The following is a 20,418-nucleotide window of genomic DNA, read 5'->3' on the forward strand; positions in this document are numbered from 1 at the left end:
TTGAGCTCCTTTATTCTTGCGAGGAAGTCGCAAACGGTCTTCTTGTAAGAATCCATTTATGAATTCCAGCAAGCAAACCAATAAACATCAATCCCATGAACGATAAAAGTAAAAGAGCGCCAAAGACAATGTCGACTCTTTGCTGGGTGCGTGCTGAATCAATCATCGCCCCCAGGCCGCCGCCGGCCACAAACTCCCCGGCGATAGCACCGATGATAGAAAGTCCCGCCGCCACTTTAAGCCCCGAGTAAATATACGAATAAGCATTGGGAAGTTTAAGTTTGAAAAGCATCTGGACCGAGCTTGCTTTGTAAACGCGGAAAAGATCCTTTTGTGCATCACTTGAACTTTCAAGCCCCATAAGAGTGTTTGCGATAATCGGAAAGATCGACACGATAAAGCTGGAAGCGATCACAGTCGGAGCCCCAAAACCGAAATAAATCACCAACAGAGGTGCAATCGCGATAATCGGGACTGTTTGAAAGAAAACAGCAAAAGGCAGAATCGCTCTTTTAAGAAGTTCTGAAAGAGAAAAAACAAAGGCAATCAGGCTGCCCGTCAAAATACTTAAAAGAAGTCCGCCAATAACATTTAAAAGCGTTTCGTTAAAGGCTTGCGTGAAGTCCGCTGACAGATCGCGCAAGGTGAAAGCCACCGTGCTAGGCGCCGGGAAAAGTGTTTCGCTGATAAGCCCTTTGCGCACCAAGATCTCTAGAAGAAGCGTTAAACAAACGAGCGTAATGAAGGGAGGAACAAAACGTTTCATTCTCGCAACCTCATCGAAAGCTCTTTTACGATTTTATTTAAATCTTCGGACGTGCGAAGGTCTTCGGATCTTTGCGACGGTAACTCGATTTTTTGATCAAGAGTTTTCTGCGCGCCCGGAGCCTTTAACATAATGATACGCTCGGCAAGATAAGTGGATTCAAAAAGAGAATGCGTTACAAACACCACGGTCATCTTTTCCTGTAACCATAATTCTCGGAGTTGATTCTGCATTTCAAAACGAGTGTTTTCATCAAGAGCCGCGAAAGGTTCATCCATCAACAAAAGTCGGGGAGAACTGACCAAAGCTCGCGCTAAAGACACGCGCATTTTCATGCCGCCGGAAAGCTCGTGCGGAAACGCAGACTCGAAATGTTCAAGTTTTACTTTTTCTAAAGCGGCGCGCACCCGTTTGTTTTTCTCTGCTTGTGAAATCTGTTGAAGTTTCGAATCTAATTCAAAGGGGAGAGAGACATTTTCAGCAACAGTCCTCCACGGCAGCAGATTCGCATCTTGAAAGACGAAACTAAAATTAGCGCTGGCAGGGGAGAGGCTCACCTCCCCGCTTGTTGGTTTTTCTAGACCTGCTATAAGACGTAAGAGTGTAGATTTCCCGCAGCCCGAAGGCCCCACGACAGAAACAAAAGAACCTGGCGCGATTTCAAGACTCAGATTTTCGATCACCTGACGTTGGGCAAATTTCTTATGAAGATTCTGAATGCGAATTCCCAGCGCTTCAGTCATCACTAGACCCAATCGTAGTTGAAGCTGATGCTGATGCGTTCTTTGGATGAATTGTTCTTGGGAACTTCGTGGCGCAGCCATGATTCAAAAAGCACCACATGGCCCTCTTGCGGAGCCAAAGAGTGATAACGCTGATTAATATCTTTCGCGTCGTGCTTGCGTGGCGGTGACGCCATGAAAGAATCCAGTCGAGGATCTTCGAACTTCAAAGAAGAGCAGTTTTTGGGTGTTTGTACGTAATAGGTCCCGCTGATGACGGACAAAGGATGCAAGTGCATCGTGTGAATCACGTCCGTCGGCATGATATTGATCCAGCAAGAACTCATTTTAAGTTCTTTGGGATCGATGTCCATTTCCAGATGTTTTACGAACTTGCGAACGTGTTTGTTGATCTCTTTTTCCAGCAATTCAAAGGTCGTTGAAATCTGATGCAGTTGTGCAATGGATCCGTACGACGTGTATCCGCCTTTGTAGTTCTTTAAAGACCAGGCCTGACCCTGCTCGTCTATTTCTGAGAATTTTAAAGCCTCTTCCTTGAGCTCTTTATTGAGCTGAGTGAGGCCCTGATTTTTTAAGGGCGCATAATATACAAAGGTGGGGAACAACGTCTTTATCATTTTGAGACACCTTGAGGTTGAGAACTCCAAGATAGGTCTATTTCCGTCTCAAGACAAGAAATGAACGCTATTTGTTAGACAGCTGTCATCGTGATTTTCAGTCGGCCATTCTGAAATGAATAGAAACGGGGGCCCGTGTGGCATCGGCTTTGCTTTAGAAATCAGTATCTGCAAGGAGTGAATATATGAAAAAGCAAGTACTTGTAACAGTTATCGCGATGATCCCTGCTATGAGCTTCGCAAAAGTGTCTGACTTTAACGCTCTTATCACTGAGAACGTCAAGGCTCAGAATGAACTTCACTCCACAGTGAAAACAAACCTCAATGAAGCTCGTGACGCTGCCGATGCTTCAGCGATGCGCGAACGCATTGTGATCGTTGAAAACTCGGGCACTTCCTATAATGCCACAACGAAAAAGGATCTTTTGGCTTTCAAAAAAGAGAAAACTCACCACCGCGCTTCAGAAGAAAAGCAATTCGAGCGGTTGGCGAATGAGATTAATTCCTCTGACTTCTAAGACTTAAAAACTTGCAGAAAATTTAAGAAAAAGCCCTCCGAAAAGAGGGCTTTTTTATTTAGACATAGGGTTACTTTTGCTTCTGGTGGATCCGCAGCAAGTCCGCAACCTTTCGCTCTTTGAGCTATAAAATGAGCTTGCGAAGTTCCTGCTGAGAGTAAACGTAGTCGGCATAAACCATCGTATTTGTAATGTTTCGATGCCCCAAAGCGACTTGCACCAAACGTAAATCCTTCGTCTTTTGATAGAGTTCGATTGCAAAAGTGTGTCTGAGCGCATGGAATTTCTTTGGAACGGGGCGATACATTTCCCAGACCTGATAGAGCCGATTGTACGAGATAGGGAAAACCTTTGTTCCGCCTTGAGCTTCGGCGAAGCGGTGAAGTTTTGCGAAAATATCGGAATGAAGAGGGATTTCCCGGTCGTTCGAGTTCTTTAAACCTCGGATAAAAACCGTTTCATCGTAGGCGTTTAGATCGCTTCGTTGAATGTTCAAAACTTCTTGAGCCCGCGCTCCGGTCCGCAAAGCCACCTGAATCATCAAACAGTTGCGGGGGTCCTTGTCTTGAAAGTCTGTGAGAATTTTTCGCAAACGTTCTGATTCGGGCGCGAGAAGATATTTGTTTTTATTAAGCTGATACCGAGGTGCTGCCGTGGCCATAACTCATCATGAAAAGGTCGAGGTGCCTTTGACAAGGGGATTTACTAACGCATTGCATCCAAAGTGGTGATAGATAAACAAAGACTGTTTAGATGCAATGCATTGATATATATTGCGCTGCGTTGAGAGAAGACTCTCGAATATCCACATTTAAAATAACCAATAAAATCAATAACTTAATACTAAAGAAAATAGCCAAAAGCTTTAGGCGAAATTGAAAAAGGGTATATCCCAGCACCCTTTTAAAGAATCTTTCGTGGTTTCAATGACTTAGCTTGACCTTCAAAACCATCCTCTGGAACTATATCTGTATTATACAACGCTATTTATTGTGAAAAACAACACAAATGTTGTGAAAAACAATAGTCTGGAAGGGGTTGATATGGAAACCGAGGTTCTAGAGCAAGGTCAAGACGGCTTTGAAATGGGGTCCCCGAACGAGGGCTTTTTGGAGGGGGATTTAAACCCTCGCTCAAAGACATCTTTAAGGATGCATTACGAAGCCCAGGTTTCAGTCATCCAAAAACAGATTGGAAATCTCGAAGAAATTCGCGGGAATTTAGGCCTTTCTCAACGCAAAATGGCCCAGCTTCTTTTAGTCGACCCTTCCAGTTGGACTCGTTGGACAAAACAAGGTGACGAAGCGCCCCCACATATTTGGCGGGCTTTGCAATGGTATTTGGCCTTACGGGAAAAGATCCCGGGTTTAACTCCCCAATATTTCCTGGGTCAGGATCCAAAAATTTTGCATGAGAAAACGGTGAAAATGATCGCGGAAGAGCGCTTGGAGCGCGAAGAAAAGCTGCAGAATTTGCGAAATTCGCTGGGACATTTGGAAGTTGAAAATCGCGCCCTTAAGAAACAGCAGAAAATGCTCTTTGTAGCGCTTGTTTCGGTCAGTATTTTGGGGATTTTCAGTTTGATTCGTCCTCTTATTTAGCAAGAGCTCCTTGAGTAAATATCTGAAAAATGAAATAGTGATTCGTCTAATTATAAGGATACGAAACCGTGCACGATCAAATGAGACTCTTAGTCAGCCAGAAAATCCAAAACGCCGCCAAAGCCTTAAGCTTTGAAATGTCTTTGGAAGAAATCTATAAATCTTTGGGAGAGCCACCAAATCCAGACATGGGAGATCTCACTTTTGGTTGCTTCATTCTTGCAAAGGCTCTAAAAAAAGCGCCGCCGATGATCGCGGCCGAACTGGCTAAAAATATTCCTTCCGACGAAAACATTGCCAAGGCTGAGCCCGTTGGCCCTTATTTAAATATCACTTTCACAAGTCAAAGCTTGGGAAAAAACGTTATTGCGCCGATGATCGACGGATCTCATTTCAAAAAAGAACTGATCTCCAAAAGCCCGCGCAGCATGATCGAGTTTTCTCAGCCGAATACGCATAAAGAACTGCATGTGGGTCACATGCGAAATCTCTGCTTGGGAGACGCACTCATTCGTATGCTCAGATACTGCGGTCGTGATGTGGTTTCTTGTACCTTTCCGGGGGACGTGGGAACGCACGTGGCGAAATGCCTGTGGTACATGCAAAAGCATAATTCAGAGCCGATTCCTGAAACCGGCAAAGGGGAATGGCTGGGGCGCATGTACTCGAAAGGGAATATGCTTTTAGAAGATCAGCTCGGCACAGATCTCGAAGAGAAAAACCGCCAAGAGCTGACTTTGATTTTGCGTGAACTTGAATCCAAGCAAGGCGAGTATTACGAGCTTTGGAAGACGACACGCCAATGGTCCATTGATTTGATGCAGGAAGTTTACAAATGGGCTGATGTGAAATTCGACATTTGGTACTGGGAGTCCGATGTGGATTCGGCGTCAGTAAAATGGGCCCAGCAGCTTTACAAAGAAGGTAAACTGGTTCAATCCAACGGCGCGATCGGTATGGATCTCGAAGCGGAGGGTCTTGGTTTCTGTTTGCTTCTAAAGAGTGACGGTAACGGTCTTTACGCAACGAAAGACATTGAGTTAGCTCGTCGTAAATTTCAAGAAAATGGTATTGAGAAAAGTATCTATGTTGTCGACGTTCGTCAGGCCTTGCACTTCAAGCAAGTCTTTAAGGTTTTAGAGAAGCTAGGCTTCGAACAAGCGAAAGATTGTTTCCACTTGCAATACAATTTCGTCGAACTTCCAGATGGAGCGATGAGTTCTCGTAAAGGCAATATTGTGCCAATTATGGATCTTATTCAGCGCATGGAAGAGCACGTAAAGACGAACTATCTGAGCCGGTACGAAAACGAATGGTCGAAGCAAGAGATCCAAGAAGCGGCAGAAAAAGTCGCGAAAGGTGCGATCCGCTACGGCATGCTGCGTATGGATACGAATAAGAAGATTGTTTTCGATCTCAACGAATGGTTGCGCCTGGATGGCGAGTCAGGACCTTTTGTGCAGTACTCGTATGCGCGTATTGCAAGTCTAGGCCGTAAATTCAACTTCGACCCGAAGGCTTCCGTGCAGTGGGATCTTTTGACTCATAAAGCGGAACATCACTTGATGCAGTCGTTGATGAACTTCAATTCGGGCGTGGCGCTGGCTTCGGAAAATTATAAACCGGCCGCTCTATGTACGTACTTGTATGAGCTCGCGAAGAAATTCAATGTGTTCTATCACGAATGTCCTATTGGTACGGCGGAAGACGAGAAGATCAAACAAGCTCGTCTGGCTTTAAGCCATGCCGTGGGTGTGACTTTGAAGCAGGGGATGGCTCTTCTGGGTATCCCCGCTCCGGAAAAAATGTAGAAATCAGAAGGGGAGTGCTCGACTCCCCTTTTTTTTATTTTTCTTGTACTGGGGTTGTCACACTCAAGACAGGATTTGGCTGCGTGTTGAGCTCAGAGCGCCACCAAGCGGTCGTCTGAATTTTATCGCCAAGAAGCACAGTTTGCCCCAGTAAAGGACTTAGATAAGGGATGCCTTTTTCTTTGGCCAAGGCATAGGTTCTTTCCACCGGTTCCGTCCAAGGATGAAGTGCTAAAGCAAACATTCCCCAGTGCACAGGAACAAAAACCTTTCCCTTTAAGTCGATGTGCGCCTGAATGGTTTCTTCAGGAAGCATGTGTACGTCGAGCCAGCGTTCATTGTATTGACCGTTTTCAATAAAAGTAATGTCAAAAGGTCCATACTGTTCACCGATCGCTCTAAAGTGCTCGGCATAACCGGAATCACCACTATAAAAGATCTTGTCGTTTTGACTTTGAATCACCCATGAAGCCCACAAAGTTTGATTCTTGCTGAATAGACTGCGCCCGGAAAAATGCTGTGCCGGTGTGGCGGTAAACTTAATTCCAAACTCTGTCGTGCTTTCGTCCCAGCCAAGCTCTGTGATGCGTTCGCGCGAAACGCCCCATTCAACGAGTTCGTCGCCGACACCGGTCGGAGTTAGAAACCGCGTTTTCTTATCAACAAAGTGTTTGATCGTTTTCTCGTCTAAATGATCATAGTGATCGTGAGAGATAAGAATTAAATCGATGTGCGGAAGCTCCGACAAAGACAGCGCGGGAGCCTGAAAGCGTTTCACGAAGATATCCAGTGAAAAGGCATAATCAGAAAACACTGGATCCACAAGGATGATCTTGCCGTCGAGATTAAAAAGCAAAGTCGAATGCCCAAACCAAATGAACTTCAAATGAGAGGAAGGTCTTAAGAACTCCATGACGTCGGGTTTGACCTGGGGAATAGAGCTGGGTCCGCGGGAAACGCGATCGATAAACATTTGTTTCATCACGCCCATCATCTCCCAAAAGCCGCCCATGTTACGCTGGCGCTGTTCTTTGAAGGGATTGATGTATTGTTTAAGTTCGGCAGAATAATTCTGATATTTGTTTTTTGCAGAGGCCATCGTTTCGGCTCCTTGGACTGAAGGGGAGATGAGAAAAGAGAGTGCAAGGCAGAGCTTTTTCATAGAATAAATTTACCCGCCTCTTGGGCAGAGTAAAGAAACTTGCCGCAAGGCTAGGCTAAAAAAGAAGAAGTCTTTCAGAGCCTAAAGTTCCTTCTGTCGGAACGTCTTGGCGGCAGCGCATTATTGCTAGTCTTTTTACTCAAATGGAACCATGATCTCCCGGCAATTTAAAAAAAGAAGGAGCCTACATTGGGAACTTTTGAGCTTATTTCTAAGCATGGTGATCATGAGCAAGTCGTATTCTGTAATGACCCTCATGTTGGTTTGAAAGCGATCATCGCTATTCACAATACTTCTTTGGGCCCGGCTCTTGGTGGTACGCGTATGTGGAACTACAAGAACGAAGAAGAGGCTCTTATTGACGTTCTTCGTCTATCTAAAGGGATGACATATAAAGCGGCAGCATCTGGCCTTAACTTGGGCGGTGGTAAAGCTGTTATCATTGGCGATCCAAAAACTCAGAAATCCGAAGGTTTGTTCCGTGCATTCGGTCAATTCGTAAACTCTTTGAACGGTAAATACATCACGGCGGAAGATGTGGGTACAAGCGTTCAAGACATGGAACACATCTACATGGAGACTCCTTGGGTGACTGGTATTCCTAAGGACTTCGGTGGATCTGGGGACCCATCTCCATACACGGCGCACGGCGTTTTGATGGGGATTAAAGCTTCTGCAAAAGAGAAATTCGGCACGGATTCTTTGAAAGGTATGCGAGTGGCCGTTCAAGGGCTTGGTAACGTAGGTTCAAACCTTGTAAATTACCTTGTTCAAGAAGGCGCTGTTGTCACTGTGGCTGATATCGATATGAACCGCACGAAAGCTGTCGCTGAAAAATCTGGTTCTAAAGCGGTTTCTCCGGATGAAATCTTGTTTGTTGAAACGGACATCTTGGCTCCATGTGCTTTGGGTGCGATCGTGAACGACCAAACTATCACGAAGTTTAAAACAAAAGTGATCGCTGGCGGCGCGAACAACGTCTTGGCGGAAGCTCGCCACGGTGATCAGTTGAAAGAGTTGGGCGTTCTTTATGCTCCAGACTACGTGATCAATGCCGGTGGTTTGATGAACGTATTCGTGGAACTTGAAGGTTATTCTCCAGAACGTGCTTTTGAGAAAACGAAACGCGTTTATGACAATATCTTGAAAGTGTACGAGATCGCAAAACGCGACAATATCGGAACTCACACAGCGGCAGACCGTTTGGCTGAAGAGCGTATCAACACAATTGGTCGCTTGAAACAACGCCATCCTGGTAAGTCTTCTCGTGCGTTCACGACGTTGAAAGAAGTCCACAACCGCTAATCTCCCCAGGAGACGGTATTTTAAAAAGACTTTTAAAGGGCTCGTTGCAAAGACGGGCCCTTTCTATTTACTGCAGACGGCTCTCCGCGCAACGCGGTGGGTTTATTTCCCCTCGGTTTCTTGACTAAAGCACTAGCGCCTAGAACAATCTTTCCTCGTAAGTACTGATTAACAGCGAGGAATATCTTGAGCACTAAAATTTCTAAAGAAGACCTAAAATCCCCGGATCAAATGACTCAAACTTTGCGAAAGGGTTTTGTTTGGACAACAGCGCACTCTAAAATCGTTATTTCAGCCATCGCTGTGTTTATCGTGATCGGTGTAGGCGCTTCCCTGATGAACTACTTCTCCGAGAAAAAAGAAGTCTCTCAACAAGAGAAGTATTTCTTGCTTGAAAAAAGCTACACAGAGAAAAAACGTGGCTTTGACGAAGCTGCGCGTGCAGAAATGATTGCCGCTCAAGCGAAAGATAAAAAGAACACGCCTCCGGTGGATGCCTCTAAAAAAGCTTCCGGCGATTTGCAAAAAGACTATGGAACGATCGTGAGTGGTTTTGAATCTTTCATTTCGGAAGCTCCAAACACGAAAGCCGCACAAATGGCGGCTTTGAACTTGAGCGAAATCTACATGAACTACAAAAAGACGGACGAGGCTTTGGCGGCTTTGACTAAAGTCGAAAAAGGTCTTGATAAAAGCGATATGCTGACAGCTTTGGTGTGGATGCAAATCGGTAACGTCATGGTTGCGAAAGACGATTGCAAAGGTGCGATCGAAAAATGGCAAACATTGGCGAATACAAAAGCGTTGGCGTTTGCGCATGACGAAGCAAAACTTCGTATGGGCCTTTGTTTTGAATCTATGAACGACGTTGCTAAAGCGGAAGAGATCTACACAGAGATCGGTAAAAAAGACGATCAAGCTACAACGGATTTCTCTGCAGCTCGTGAAGCTCAAAAATATTTGCGCCTTCTTAAAGCGAAAAAGAATCTTTAATTTCGGAGATTAGATTTAGATGAAGTCAGTTCTTTTCGCGTCTCTTTTGATGTTTCTTGCTGGTTGTACGACTATAAATAGCACGCTAGAGCGTTGGAGCGACCGCAACAGCAGCAAAAGAGAATACGAAGTTAAGACCGCGTGGATTCGTCAAACAACAGAAAAAGACAATCTGGGGTTTCGTAAAATCAACCGTATGACACCCGTCTTGGTCGGCGATCTTATTATCCAGGGAAATGGTCTGGATGGCATGGTCGCTTATCATAAAGAAAGCGGCCGTGAAAAATGGCGTCTTCCTATTACAAACGGTGTTGAGCCCAGCGCGACGATCATTAAAGATCGCCTTTTCGTTGGCGCAAGCGATGGCAATTTTTATTCTATCGAAGCCAGCACAGGTTTGGTGCAATGGACGTTTGCAACGAAATCTGAAAACTTAGCGGCGCCTCTTTTAGATGAGGGCGTGGTTTATTTCCTCGCGGGTAATAACGTGTTTTATGCCGTCGATGCCGCAACAGGAAGACAGGTCTGGCTGTACTCACGTCAGGATACGTCGCAATTCTCTATCCGTGGCGGCAGTCAGGCGGCTTTAAGCAATGGCACTCTTTACGTCGGCTTCTCTGACGGGGCGCTGGTGTCTTTGAATGCAAAGACGGGCGCAGTGAACTGGGAAGTTCAGTTGAACCGCAACAAACGTTTCCGTGATATTGATGCAACTCCTGTGGTGGATGGCAATCAGGTCTTTGTCGCAGGTTATGATGACAAGCTTTACAGTGTCTCCGCAGACAAAGGCGAAATCCTTTGGCGTGTGGATGGTGGCGGTTACAGTGCTGTGACTGTTGCCGGGGATAAGATTTTTTATCCAACGACGAATGGCGAAGTCTGGGCTCTTAAAAAAGCCAATGGCGACAAGGTATGGAGCTATAAACTAAAAGAAGGCATCGCGACCCAAGTAAAACCTTATAAAGGATCTTTGGTTTTCGGCGAGTCTCAAGGCAGCTTGCGTTTCCTTGATCCAAATACAGGTGCTGTTCTTGGTTCTATGGAGCCAGGACGTGGCATTCTCTCCGCTCCGCAAACAGATGAAACAACAAATCGTGTGTACTTCATCTCCGGAGAGGCGAATTTGTATGCGATTGATGCCGGTTGGATTAAATCCCCTTATTTCAAGGAGTAAGAGATGAGAAAGCTACTTGTCGCATTGCCTTTTGTCCTGATTCTAGCAGCATGCACTTCTGGAAACTGCCGTTCTCAAAAGCCTCCGACGAAGGAAGGCGCAACAAGTGAGGTTCCTGTGGCAAAGTCAGCAGCGACGGATCGTGTGAAAGTTTATAAACCCGACGGTACTTTGCAATGCGGGCAAGGAAAACTGATTCCTTTGGCGGAGATGCAAAAAGATCTTAAAGGAATTCAAGTTCACTCGGCAGCAAATAAGAATGACGGTCTTATGCGCATTCAAGTTTGCGGGTCTCCGACAGGTAATAACAATGTCTATGAGATCGATCGCAAAGATCTTGAAGCCGCCCTTAAAGCAGGCTTCAAAGAATGGACTTTTGAATAGTCTTTCCATGTTAGCAGGGGAGGGTGTGTCGTTCTGAGACGTCTTCCCGCTCGACAGGGTGGTGACAAAGTTTGAATTCACTCCCCTTCTCACAATGAGATTCCTAAGTATATTCAGCACTTAGCCTGAGCCACGGAGATTGCATAGAAACCCTTTGAGGTGTTTTCTATGCGTAAGATCTATACTCTGCTCCTGGCGTTTATGATTTTCCAAAGCGGTTTCAGTACTCCTGTCCGTGCGGAAATGACGGCAGAACATAAATCACAACTGACTCAGTTGGAATATCTTCTGGCTGTAGATCGTTTGGACTTTTATTCAGACGGTCTTGCGGACTATTTGATGGATCACGAGCAGAAGCTGGCGGCGGAGGCCATTCGTCGTATTGAGCCTGAAGACTACACAAAAGAACAATTCCGTTTTCAAGACCTCAACAATCCAGACAAATGGAATGAGTTGATTCTTTCTACGTTACATAAAAAATTCCCGGAATTTAAGCACCTCACTTTGAAAGATATCGAGTGGAATTATAACTTCTTCCGTAAAAAGCTCATGGAAGGGTTTAAAGCCGATCCTATTACGTTGAAACGCGAAGCCTCAGTGTCAGATCTTTCTAAAGGAAAAGTTGAATACAATAAAAGATCCATCCCGAAATTAGATGGAAAAACCATCCTTCTGGATGCTGAAAGATACATTTCTGAAAAGACAACACGCGCGCTTTTCTGGGATGCCGCTTTGACTCATAAATCCATCGAGTTTCACTTAGGCACGGAACGCGACTTCCGTCAGAGAATCTCTCAAGAAGACCGTGAGGTTGTTGCGGAAGTTAAAACACGTTCAGCGAACTACAATAAAATCTATTTGGTTTTTGATCCGCGCTCGAAAGAATATTCCTATGCGTTTACGCGTATTTCGGGCGATGACCGTGTGAAACACTTGATCGCACAATTGCGTATCTTGAAATATGAAAACAAAGTTCCTTTGAAAGATGAATTTGTGCGCGTTTATGGAAACGCCAACGAAGTGCATAGACAGCAAGAACAACGTCTTCTTGAGATGTTTAAAACGCTTCCTAAAGCGGACATGATCGTCATCGGTCAAAAGTCAGCGATCGCTAACGTGATCACAATGGCCGGCATGATGGCGCAAGTTCAGCCGGACATTAAAGAAGTTGTGGGTCCAGACAAATCGCAAATTCAAAAACTCGCACAACGTGTTTCAGAGACGGGCACTTACTTCTCTGTAACAACAAAAGCGTCTGTCGTAAAAACTGAGTTTGAGAAAATGACGAACCCGATGGCGTCTTCTTATGAAATCTTTAACTCTGAACAACCTAGCCATGACGTTTCTGACGTCTTGCTTGAAACAAAAGACGGCCGTGTTGTGCGCTGGAGATTTATCTCGAACATGTGGGGAGATGAAGTCGTTCCTGTCGCGCGCGCTATTAAAAACTCCGGCCACGACAAAGTCGTTTATATCGGTACGGCTGGCGGGATTATCGGTAAAGGTTTGAAAGTCGGGGATGTGGTGGCTCCTGCGCACACATACACGCAAGACGGAAAATTGTTGAATCTTGAAAAACCTTCTTATGGTACGGACTTCGTAAAAACGGGTCAGACTTTAGGTCAAGTGACATCTCCATTTGATGAAACCAAAAAATGGCTTAACAAATGGGGCAGCAAGATTGACGTTGTCGAGCTCGAGACAGGTTATTTAAAAGAAAACCTCGGCAATAAAGTGAGCTTCCAACCGTATCTTCTTGTTTCAGATGTTGTCGGCTCTGAGCATGAAACGTTGGCGGTCGCAGCAGCGGATTCCGGCAAACGTAAAAACGGTCAGTTGAAACTTCTTGAAAGTCTTTTTGTAAGCAACGGGATCAAGGCGCCTATTTCCAACGTGCAAATGATCTCTGCAGAGTCTGCTGTACAAAGAATGTATCATAAAATTGATACTCTTAGACCTTCGCGCGATATCACTTCGAAATTGCAATTAACGCAATTAGCGCTTCGTAAAGGTTTGACGACGGATGCGGAATTGGAAGCGTTAATCAAGGCGGAACCTTCTTTTGATCGTCAGCTTTTAATGGACAAGCTTGAGAAGTTCTCGGGCGGCCTCGAGTTGATCACAAAGAAAATGTCCGGAGTCAGCTTTGCGATCACCGGTCCAGAAGAGCTTTTGAACGGAACATGGAATCCTAAAAAAGTTTTAAAGATCCAAATGATGATCGGCAATATGACGGCGGAAAGTGCTAAGAAAGTTTACTCTGCGGAACTCGCGAAAATCCAAACCTCATTAGGTGCGGAAATGCAGATTGAACTGGTGAACTTTGATGCAGAGAAAACGCGCCAGGCGATCCTCTTTAACTCGCGCTCGCGCAAAGTTCTGGTTCAGCACTATGAAGGTAAGATTTTAAAGAAATTAGGATTAACAAAAGAAATCGATAAAAACGGTGGTGTTCGTTTCCGCGAAATCACTGAGACTGCTGGAGGTATGAGATGCGAAGCCATCCTTTTGTAAAAAGAACTCTTCCTTGTTTGGCAGTGATTGTAGCCTTGAGCTCGGCCTCGCCAGCGTATGCGCAAACGAACTTCTTTGGGAAATTAAAAAGTGCTGCGACTCATTTTATAAATGCAGCAACGAAGCCAGGTGGACCGGCCAAGGTTGTGCAACCTGAAACATCTGCCGATTCTGTTGTTCAAGAAAAGAAACCGTTTTCGGTAGAAGCCGACGTGATCGCGAAAGTCATTAAGTCAGCTCAGAATGCTTCTTTCGGTTCCAATGATCTTCGTCGTGCCGCAAGCGCCGTCGCAGAAAAGGTGGCGGTTGTAAATACCGAGACGCACACAGAAATCATTCCTGAGTATAATGACAAGGGATTGGTTTTCCGCTTTCGTTATGATGACAAAGCTTTGCAAAATCCTGAACTGCTTATGAAGGATCTTGCTGTTGTGGCGCATCTGACAAAAGCTCTGCAAACAGAGGTCTTTACTATGAACTTTTCGGAGGGCGCTGTCCGTTCCGAAATTGAATCTCCGCATTCTATTGCAGAGTTGATCATGAACGCACGTGAAGGCAGCCCTTCTGCGAAAGCGCGTTTGAATTTCCTTGAGGCGCGTATTCTTAGATCCACGAGCCTTTGGAATATTGTTACGATTAATTTAAACCTCAGCTCTAATGAAATCGCTAATCAAGCAGCGGCTTTGGAAAACAAGCAAGCAGCCTTGGACTCTGAAGCGCAAAAGCACATTCGCAAACAGCAAAAAGCTTTGGATGCGTGGAAAGCGCAAACCGGCACCTTGGATAAATTCGAAGCAATGCAGGAAAAACTCGACGATCTTATTTTGAAAAATGATCGTAAAGGCGTTCGTCAGATGTTGGAAGCTTATTTGCCATGGGCTGTGATGGAGCCTGTTGAGGCCAACACGTGGAAAATCTGGCTTGAGGCTATCGAACATCCGGATCTTTCCAAGACCACGATCGCTTTCCGCGGTTTGAAATACGATACGGATAAAATTCAGCGCAAACAAACAGCGCACGGTGAAGTGTATGGTTTTATGTCGACAGTTTTAACTAAAAACCAAGGCAGTTACACACGCCGCTTGCGTTCTCTTTCAACAAATCGCGAAAAGAACGGGGACGTTTCTTTGAAGTTCCTTTCCAAGCCAGAGATGACGAAAACAACGGATGTTATGTCTGTGAGAATAACGGATCAAATGACTTCGCATGCGAAAGACCCCAAGGCATCAAGCTTTATCTCGTTCACTTACGATCCAAGCGTTGCTATGCGTTTCATGGGACAGGATATTCAAAAACATGTAAAAGGCGAGACAGTCACGGTTCCTTATGGTGGCATGCTTGTCGTAAAAATGGATTCTCGTCGTATGATTCCTAACATCCCTTCGATGTACGGTAATGAAATTGAACTTTTGGCACCTCTGATTGTCTTCCCTGATGAAGTCGTCGAGTACAAAGAAGGTTCTTTCAAGCAAGGTGAGTGGCCGGAGTTTATTAAAAAAATCTCGGATAAGACCGGGGTTGATTTTACAAACTGGCATTCAGCTAAAGATGCGAATGATGAAGGTTTAAAACAGCGTTACAACCGCGAAGGACATGAGTTCCTCAAACAAATGACAGAGATGAAGTCCTTAAAAGGTATGAGCTGCTCGAAGGTTTTTTAATATAGTCATTCTTATTTAGACACGCTAGAGTGATTTCCTGAGACTTTGCAGGAGATCACTCTATGGAAATCGGATTTCTTGGTGCGGCAGGCACCGTCACTGGATCTAAGTTTCTGATACATAATAACAACACCAGAATTCTTGTCGATTGCGGCATGTTTCAAGGCCTCAAAGAATTGCGTCTTTTGAACTGGTCTCCGTTTCCTTTTAATCCGCGTGACATCAACGCTGTGGTTTTAACTCATGCGCATCTGGATCATTGCGGAGCTTTGCCATTGTTGGTGAAGAATGGGTTTCAAGGACCCATTTATTGTACGGAACCGACGCTTGAACTTACGAAAATCATTCTTATGGATTCAGCAAAGATCCAGGAAGAAGATGCGGAATACGCCAATAAAAAAGGTTTCTCAAAACATGCGCCGGCATTGGCTCTTTATACGACCGAAGACGTTGAAAAAACGTTGCCGCTTTTACGAGGCATTAAACTTCATGAAACTTTTCCTGTGGGAAGCCTCAATATTCAATTCTACGGCAGCGGACATATTTTAGGTGCAGCTTCAGCGCTGGTTTCAAACGGCGAAAAATCGGTTTATTTCTCGGGAGATCTGGGTCGCAGCAATGATCCATTGATGTGGCCGCCAGAACCTCCGCCGGAGTGTGATTTTATCGTGATGGAGTCGACCTATGGGAATAAAGATCATTCGCTGACACCTTCCAAAGACGTCTTAAAACAGTGCATTTTAGATGTGGCGCGATCCAGAGGTGTTCTTTTAATACCGAGTTTTGCAGTCGGACGCGCACAGAATCTGATCTATGAAATTTCCGAATTAAAAAGGGCAGGGGAAGTGCCGCAAATTCCCGTCTTCTTCAACTCCCCTATGGGTCATGAAGTTTCTGGACTCTACGAAGATCATGCCGGCTTTCATCGTCTAGGTCCGGGACAGTTCGCTGAATTGATGTCTGAAATCCACTCGGTCAAAACCGCGGAAGATTCCAAGAGTCTTAATAAGTCTCAAGGACCCATGATCATTATCGCTGCCAGTGGCATGTTGACCGGCGGCCGAGTTTTACATCATTTAAAAGCTTTCGGCCCGGATCCGCGAAATATGATTTTGCTCGCAGGTTTTCAAAGCGTTGGAACTCGTGGCTGGAGCCTGATAAATGGAGCCAAAGAAATCAAAGTTCATGGAATGTATGTCGATATCGGCGCTCAAATCGTATCTTCGGATTCATTTTCAGCCCATGGCGATCGCACGGATCTTATGAACTGGTTGAAGGCATCAATAAAGCCACCTAAAAAGCTCTTCCTGGTGCATGGGGAAATAAACGCAGCAGAAAGCCTCAAGGAACGCATAAAAACGGACATGGCTTGTGACGTTCAGATTCCCGAAATGAATCAAATAGTGAGCCTATAAACGCGTTTATTCAAGAACACCCATACCTGATGTTACATAATATAACTTATCAGAAGAATATATGGGTGACTTCCCTGATGTTTTTCAGAGTTTCAACTTCATCGGAATATATCGGATCTTAGAGCCACCCAGTTCGATCGTTGCTAATTCTCCGGCGTCCGCAAAGCCCATTTTTTGATAAAAACTGTGCGCCGTTAAAGTTGATTCCAAATTTATTTCGAAAGCATTTTGTTTTCTAGTTTCCGCAATCATTTCTTTAGCTATTGTGACCCCGAAACCTTGGCCTTTGGCTTCGGGAACCAAATAAAGCCCCATGATATGCCCCCGAACCCGTCCATTTTCAGTGATTATAGCTAAGTGCCCGTAGCCTTCAATTTTGCCGGAATTATCGACGACCCAAACGAACTGATTTTTAATAGCATTCACTCTTTGGTCTTCACGGTAAGGACGATGCCCCCAGCCTTGAATTTCCTGCGGCGAATGATCTTTGCAGCACACTTCACGGATGGAACGCATGTGCGCTTCATGAATTCCCAATGCATCTTCAGGCAAAGCTCGTCGTACTGTCGGCATGGCAGACTCCTTCAAAGAATTCTAACAGAGTCGCGCTTCATAGAGTCAACTAATTCACTGTACGGCACTCTTGCCGTTTATATCTATAAACCGGGAAGCGCCCCCAAGAGAAATTCGTTTCAAGGTTCATTACAACTACGCTCTTTTTGTAACGTAAGTGCAGAGATGTATTGTCTATGAAAAAGAAGATCGCTAAATTTGAACGAATGCTGAAGAGTGATAAACAAAAAAACCTTTTGTACATTTTTGCCGTCGCGGTTCTTTATTACGTTACGGGAAAAGTAGGTTTGCTCTTAGCACTTCCGCCGGGTTATGCCACATTAACATGGGCTCCATTAGGTCTGAGTATTGCCGCTCTTTTGCTATTTGGGACGAACTTGTGGCCCGGCGTCTTTCTGGGGTCGTTTTTAATCAATATTCGTGAGCTCAATCAGCTCGCAGATCTCATCGTTCCATTTGGTGTCGCTATAGGAAGCACTCTGGGTATTGTCGCGAGTGTCATCCTGATTCGTCGTTTTATTCAGTTTCCCAAAAAGATCTATAGCGAAAAAGACATCTTTCTATTTTTGTTTCTGTCTTGTTTTGTTTCCTCTGTGATCACAGCAACCATCGACGTCACGATTCTTTATTGGGTTGGTGTCGTCACGGTGAAAAATTACTCCGCCAACTGGATTTATTGGTTTGTCGGAGACGCTATGGGTGGTCTTATCTTTGCTCCCCTGGCGCTGTTTTTTTCGAATCAATCGCGTAAGTATTGGCTGAGATCTGTTTCTAAAGTTCTTATTCCAGTGGGGTTTTCCTTTGTTTTATTTTTGCTCATATTTCAGTATTTGAATTCCGCTGAACAAAACAGAGGACTTTCGGAGTTTAATAAGAAGGTGGAATTCACCTTTAAAAACTTGGAAAAAGATCTTCATTCCAATATTGATGTCTTAAGCTCTCTGCGCAGTTTTTATGAAAGCTCCGAAACCGTAACAGAAGAAGAGTTTCAACTTTTTTCAAGCCAATTGCGTAAACACCGGCCGAACATTCATGCTTTAGTGTGGACCCCGGTGAATGCAAAAACACCGGATCTTTTTCAGATGAAGTACGCCGAGCCGGGAGAATTTCATGCACGTCTCCTCCCCGACCTTTCTTCTCTCTATAAAGCATCCTTAGCCACTAAAAACGTCGTTGCTTCCGAACCTCTTCAGACAGCGGCCGGCCCCAGAGTCTTTTTATTTTTGTCTTTAGAAGATCCATTAGGAGTTCTTAGCGAAGTCGTCTATACGGATCAAATTTTAAAAGACCTCGAAACTGCTTTGAATGATAAGAGTTATCGAGTCACAATCTCGGATATCACTCAACAGCCTTTCAAAATCGTTGCGCAGACTTCGGGCGAAAATAATTTTAACAACAACTATGATTTTGAACGGAGCGCCCGCTTTTCCGTCGGCGATCGTATTTGGGAAGTCACGATCAAGCAGGATTCTGCAGTCCACGGCGGAAGTTTCTTAGACGCGCAAGTATTCTTGTTGATCTCGTTGACGTTTACGTTCCTTCTTTGTGCTCTTTTACTGACTATCGCGAATCGCGTAATTACAGTCGAAAAAATCGTCGACGATAAGACCCAGCATCTTCTGGATCTCAATGCGCAACTCAAGAAAGCTTCTGAAACGAAGTCCGAGTTTTTAGCGAACATGAGTCACGAGATTCGCACGCCTTTGAACGTCATTTTAGGAATGTCAGACCTGCTGGATGAGTCGAGCTTAAATGAAGAACAAACTCAGTATGTCGACATCTCCCGCAAAGCGGGACAAAATCTACTTGATATCGTTAATGACATTCTTGATATCTCTAAAATTGAATCAGGATTGATCACTCTTGAAAACACACCGGTCGATCTGCACGAAACCGTTCGTGGAGTTTGTGCGATGTTCTCGATCAAGGCCAAGAAAAAGAATCTCACGCTCAACGTAAAATTAAGTGACGATACAAAGGGCCTGTACATGGGAGATCCGACTCGACTGCGCCAGATTCTGGCGAATCTTATTGGCAATGCGATTAAGTTCACAATGCAGGGATCTGTTGACGTTCAGCTTGCAAGAAACACTCGCACTGAGTTGCCTGGCAATCTTCTTTTTGAAATAAAAGATACAGGTATTGGCATCTCCCCAGAAATTATTCCTGATCTGTTTCAACCATTCACACAGGCGGATTCTTCCATCACCCGAAAGTTCGGCGGCACTGGTTTAGGCCTTTCCATTTCGAAGCGTTTAGTGCAAATGATGAATGGCGAGATTCACGTTGAAAGTGAACTTGAACGCGGAAGCCGTTTTTATTTCACACTCGATCTGCCTGAGTTGCGCGGAACAAACTCACAAGAAACCAATCCGGGTTCTAAAACAGCGGCGTCGGAAAAAACGACTCTTGCGGGCAAAAGTCTTTCGATTCTTATTGTCGATGATACCGATGACAACCGTGTCTTAATCAAAGCCTATCTGAAAAACACTCCTCACAAAATTGACGAAGCTTCGAATGGTAAACAGGCTTTTGAAATGATCCAGATTAAAAGATATGATTTAGTTTTGATGGACATGCAGATGCCGGTCGAGGACGGATTTACGGCGACACAAAAGATCCGTCAGTGGGAACAGGAACATCAAAAAACACCGACAGTGATTTGGGCTTTGACGGCTTATGCTTTACAAAATGAAATCGAACGCAGCCTCGCCGTTGGCTGCAACCTGCATCTTGTAAAACCTTTGCGCAAAGCAGATCTGTTGCAACACATTGCTCGGCTGGAACCAAAAAAATAATTCGCTCAAAGCCTCAGTGGTTATCACGCTTTGTCCGCAAGCCAAGGAATTAATTCTTAGCGCATTCGACTTTGTCGGGCTCGCAAACGGAAAGAAGTGTTCGGTCCTTACATTGAGCGATCACTTCTTTGCGAGCCTCTTCTTCGGTTTTTGCGACAGCAGAGAAACGATTTCCCATCGACTTCAGTTTACAAGTATAAGTGGCAACCAGCTTGGGGCTGCCGCCACTCATATCTAAAGCCAAAGTTCCTTTGTTATCGGGCTCATTGGGATCGATGACTTTCATTCCAGCACAACCAGCCATCGCAACAGACAAACAAAGAACGGCGAACCCTCTTTTAAACATTTTTACCTCGACCTTAAGACTCCATACTAAATTCACT

General features: G+C 44.9%; 18 protein-coding genes. 11 read left to right on the top strand and 7 right to left on the bottom strand.

The annotated features are described in order from the left end of the window. Nucleotides 1-10: 10 nt before the first annotated feature. Genes QJS83_RS11290 through QJS83_RS11300 form a run of 3 tightly spaced genes read right to left on the bottom strand, consistent with a single transcriptional unit; the run spans nt 11 to nt 2,126 of the window. Nucleotides 11-766 (bottom strand): ABC transporter permease, encoded by a 756-nt coding sequence (locus QJS83_RS11290; RefSeq protein WP_284604919.1) that lies wholly within the window; start codon nt 764-766, stop codon nt 11-13. After that, nucleotides 763-1,509, bottom strand: a complete 747-nt coding sequence (locus QJS83_RS11295; protein WP_284608796.1) for an ABC transporter ATP-binding protein — start codon at nt 1,507-1,509, stop codon at nt 763-765. The genes QJS83_RS11290 and QJS83_RS11295 overlap by 4 nt, the downstream gene beginning before the upstream one ends. Nucleotides 1,510-1,511: 2 nt before the next feature. Then, nucleotides 1,512-2,126, bottom strand: coding sequence for a 2OG-Fe(II) oxygenase family protein (locus QJS83_RS11300; protein ID WP_284604920.1), 615 nt, complete (start codon nt 2,124-2,126; stop codon nt 1,512-1,514). A 185-nt stretch (nt 2,127-2,311) separates the two neighbouring features. Here QJS83_RS11300 and QJS83_RS11305 point away from each other — a divergent pair, with 185 nt between their 5' ends. Then, nucleotides 2,312-2,644 carry a hypothetical protein gene (locus tag QJS83_RS11305; protein ID WP_284604922.1) on the top strand — a complete coding sequence of 111 codons (333 nt, stop codon included), beginning with the start codon at nt 2,312-2,314 and terminating at the stop codon, nt 2,642-2,644. Nucleotides 2,645-2,768: 124 nt separating this feature from the next. Here the strand turns inward: QJS83_RS11305 and QJS83_RS11310 are convergent, their stop codons facing one another. Continuing rightward, on the bottom strand, nt 2,769-3,305 hold the full coding sequence (locus QJS83_RS11310; protein WP_284604923.1) for a tyrosine-type recombinase/integrase: 537 nt from the start codon (nt 3,303-3,305) through the stop codon (nt 2,769-2,771). Between the two features lie 352 nt (nt 3,306-3,657). Here QJS83_RS11310 and QJS83_RS11315 point away from each other — a divergent pair, with 352 nt between their 5' ends. After that, nucleotides 3,658-4,245 carry a helix-turn-helix domain-containing protein gene (locus QJS83_RS11315; RefSeq protein ID WP_284604924.1) on the top strand — a complete coding sequence of 196 codons (588 nt, stop codon included), beginning with the start codon at nt 3,658-3,660 and terminating at the stop codon, nt 4,243-4,245. A gap of 80 nt (nt 4,246-4,325) precedes the next feature. After that, on the top strand, nt 4,326-6,056 hold the full coding sequence (argS, locus tag QJS83_RS11320; protein WP_284604925.1) for an arginine--tRNA ligase: 1,731 nt from the start codon (nt 4,326-4,328) through the stop codon (nt 6,054-6,056). 34 nt (nt 6,057-6,090) lie between these two features. On the opposite strand, the gene QJS83_RS11325 is transcribed toward argS, so the two are convergent. Then, nucleotides 6,091-7,155 carry an MBL fold metallo-hydrolase gene (locus QJS83_RS11325; RefSeq protein ID WP_284604926.1) on the bottom strand — a complete coding sequence of 355 codons (1,065 nt, stop codon included), beginning with the start codon at nt 7,153-7,155 and terminating at the stop codon, nt 6,091-6,093. 252 nt (nt 7,156-7,407) lie between these two features. Here QJS83_RS11325 and QJS83_RS11330 point away from each other — a divergent pair, with 252 nt between their 5' ends. From QJS83_RS11330 to QJS83_RS11360, 7 genes are all read left to right on the top strand, one after another. After that, on the top strand, nt 7,408-8,523 hold the full coding sequence (locus QJS83_RS11330; RefSeq protein WP_284604928.1) for a Glu/Leu/Phe/Val family dehydrogenase: 1,116 nt from the start codon (nt 7,408-7,410) through the stop codon (nt 8,521-8,523). A 186-nt stretch (nt 8,524-8,709) separates the two neighbouring features. After that, nucleotides 8,710-9,516 carry a tetratricopeptide repeat protein gene (locus QJS83_RS11335; RefSeq protein ID WP_284604930.1) on the top strand — a complete coding sequence of 269 codons (807 nt, stop codon included), beginning with the start codon at nt 8,710-8,712 and terminating at the stop codon, nt 9,514-9,516. A 19-nt stretch (nt 9,517-9,535) separates the two neighbouring features. Further along, nucleotides 9,536-10,690, top strand: coding sequence for an outer membrane protein assembly factor BamB family protein (locus tag QJS83_RS11340; RefSeq protein WP_284604931.1), 1,155 nt, complete (start codon nt 9,536-9,538; stop codon nt 10,688-10,690). 3 nt (nt 10,691-10,693) lie between these two features. Further along, complete coding sequence (locus tag QJS83_RS11345; protein ID WP_284604933.1) at nt 10,694-11,074, top strand: hypothetical protein; 381 nt, start codon at nt 10,694-10,696, stop codon at nt 11,072-11,074. Nucleotides 11,075-11,242: 168 nt separating this feature from the next. Continuing rightward, the gene (locus QJS83_RS11350; protein WP_284604935.1) at nt 11,243-13,588 is read left to right on the top strand and encodes a hypothetical protein; all 2,346 of its coding nucleotides are present in this window, start codon (nt 11,243-11,245) and stop codon (nt 13,586-13,588) included. Next, nucleotides 13,567-15,249, top strand: a complete 1,683-nt coding sequence (locus QJS83_RS11355) for a hypothetical protein (protein ID WP_284604936.1) — start codon at nt 13,567-13,569, stop codon at nt 15,247-15,249. The genes QJS83_RS11350 and QJS83_RS11355 overlap by 22 nt, the downstream gene beginning before the upstream one ends. A 62-nt stretch (nt 15,250-15,311) precedes the next feature. Beyond that, the gene (locus QJS83_RS11360; protein WP_284604938.1) at nt 15,312-16,664 is read left to right on the top strand and encodes an MBL fold metallo-hydrolase; all 1,353 of its coding nucleotides are present in this window, start codon (nt 15,312-15,314) and stop codon (nt 16,662-16,664) included. Between the two features lie 84 nt (nt 16,665-16,748). Here QJS83_RS11360 and QJS83_RS11365 read toward each other — a convergent pair whose 3' ends face one another. Next, on the bottom strand, nt 16,749-17,237 hold the full coding sequence (locus QJS83_RS11365) for a GNAT family N-acetyltransferase (protein ID WP_284604940.1): 489 nt from the start codon (nt 17,235-17,237) through the stop codon (nt 16,749-16,751). A gap of 176 nt (nt 17,238-17,413) precedes the next feature. Between QJS83_RS11365 and QJS83_RS11370 the strand changes: the two genes are divergently transcribed. Further along, a complete protein-coding gene (locus QJS83_RS11370) occupies nt 17,414-20,035 on the top strand; it encodes an ATP-binding protein (RefSeq protein WP_284604941.1) in 2,622 nt (873 codons plus the stop codon). A 49-nt stretch (nt 20,036-20,084) separates the two neighbouring features. Here QJS83_RS11370 and QJS83_RS11375 read toward each other — a convergent pair whose 3' ends face one another. Beyond that, on the bottom strand, nt 20,085-20,381 hold the full coding sequence (locus QJS83_RS11375; protein WP_284604942.1) for a hypothetical protein: 297 nt from the start codon (nt 20,379-20,381) through the stop codon (nt 20,085-20,087). Nucleotides 20,382-20,418: the final 37 nt, after the last annotated feature.

The organism is Bdellovibrio sp. 22V (genome assembly GCF_030169785.1).
Classification (GTDB): domain Bacteria; phylum Bdellovibrionota; class Bdellovibrionia; order Bdellovibrionales; family Bdellovibrionaceae; genus Bdellovibrio.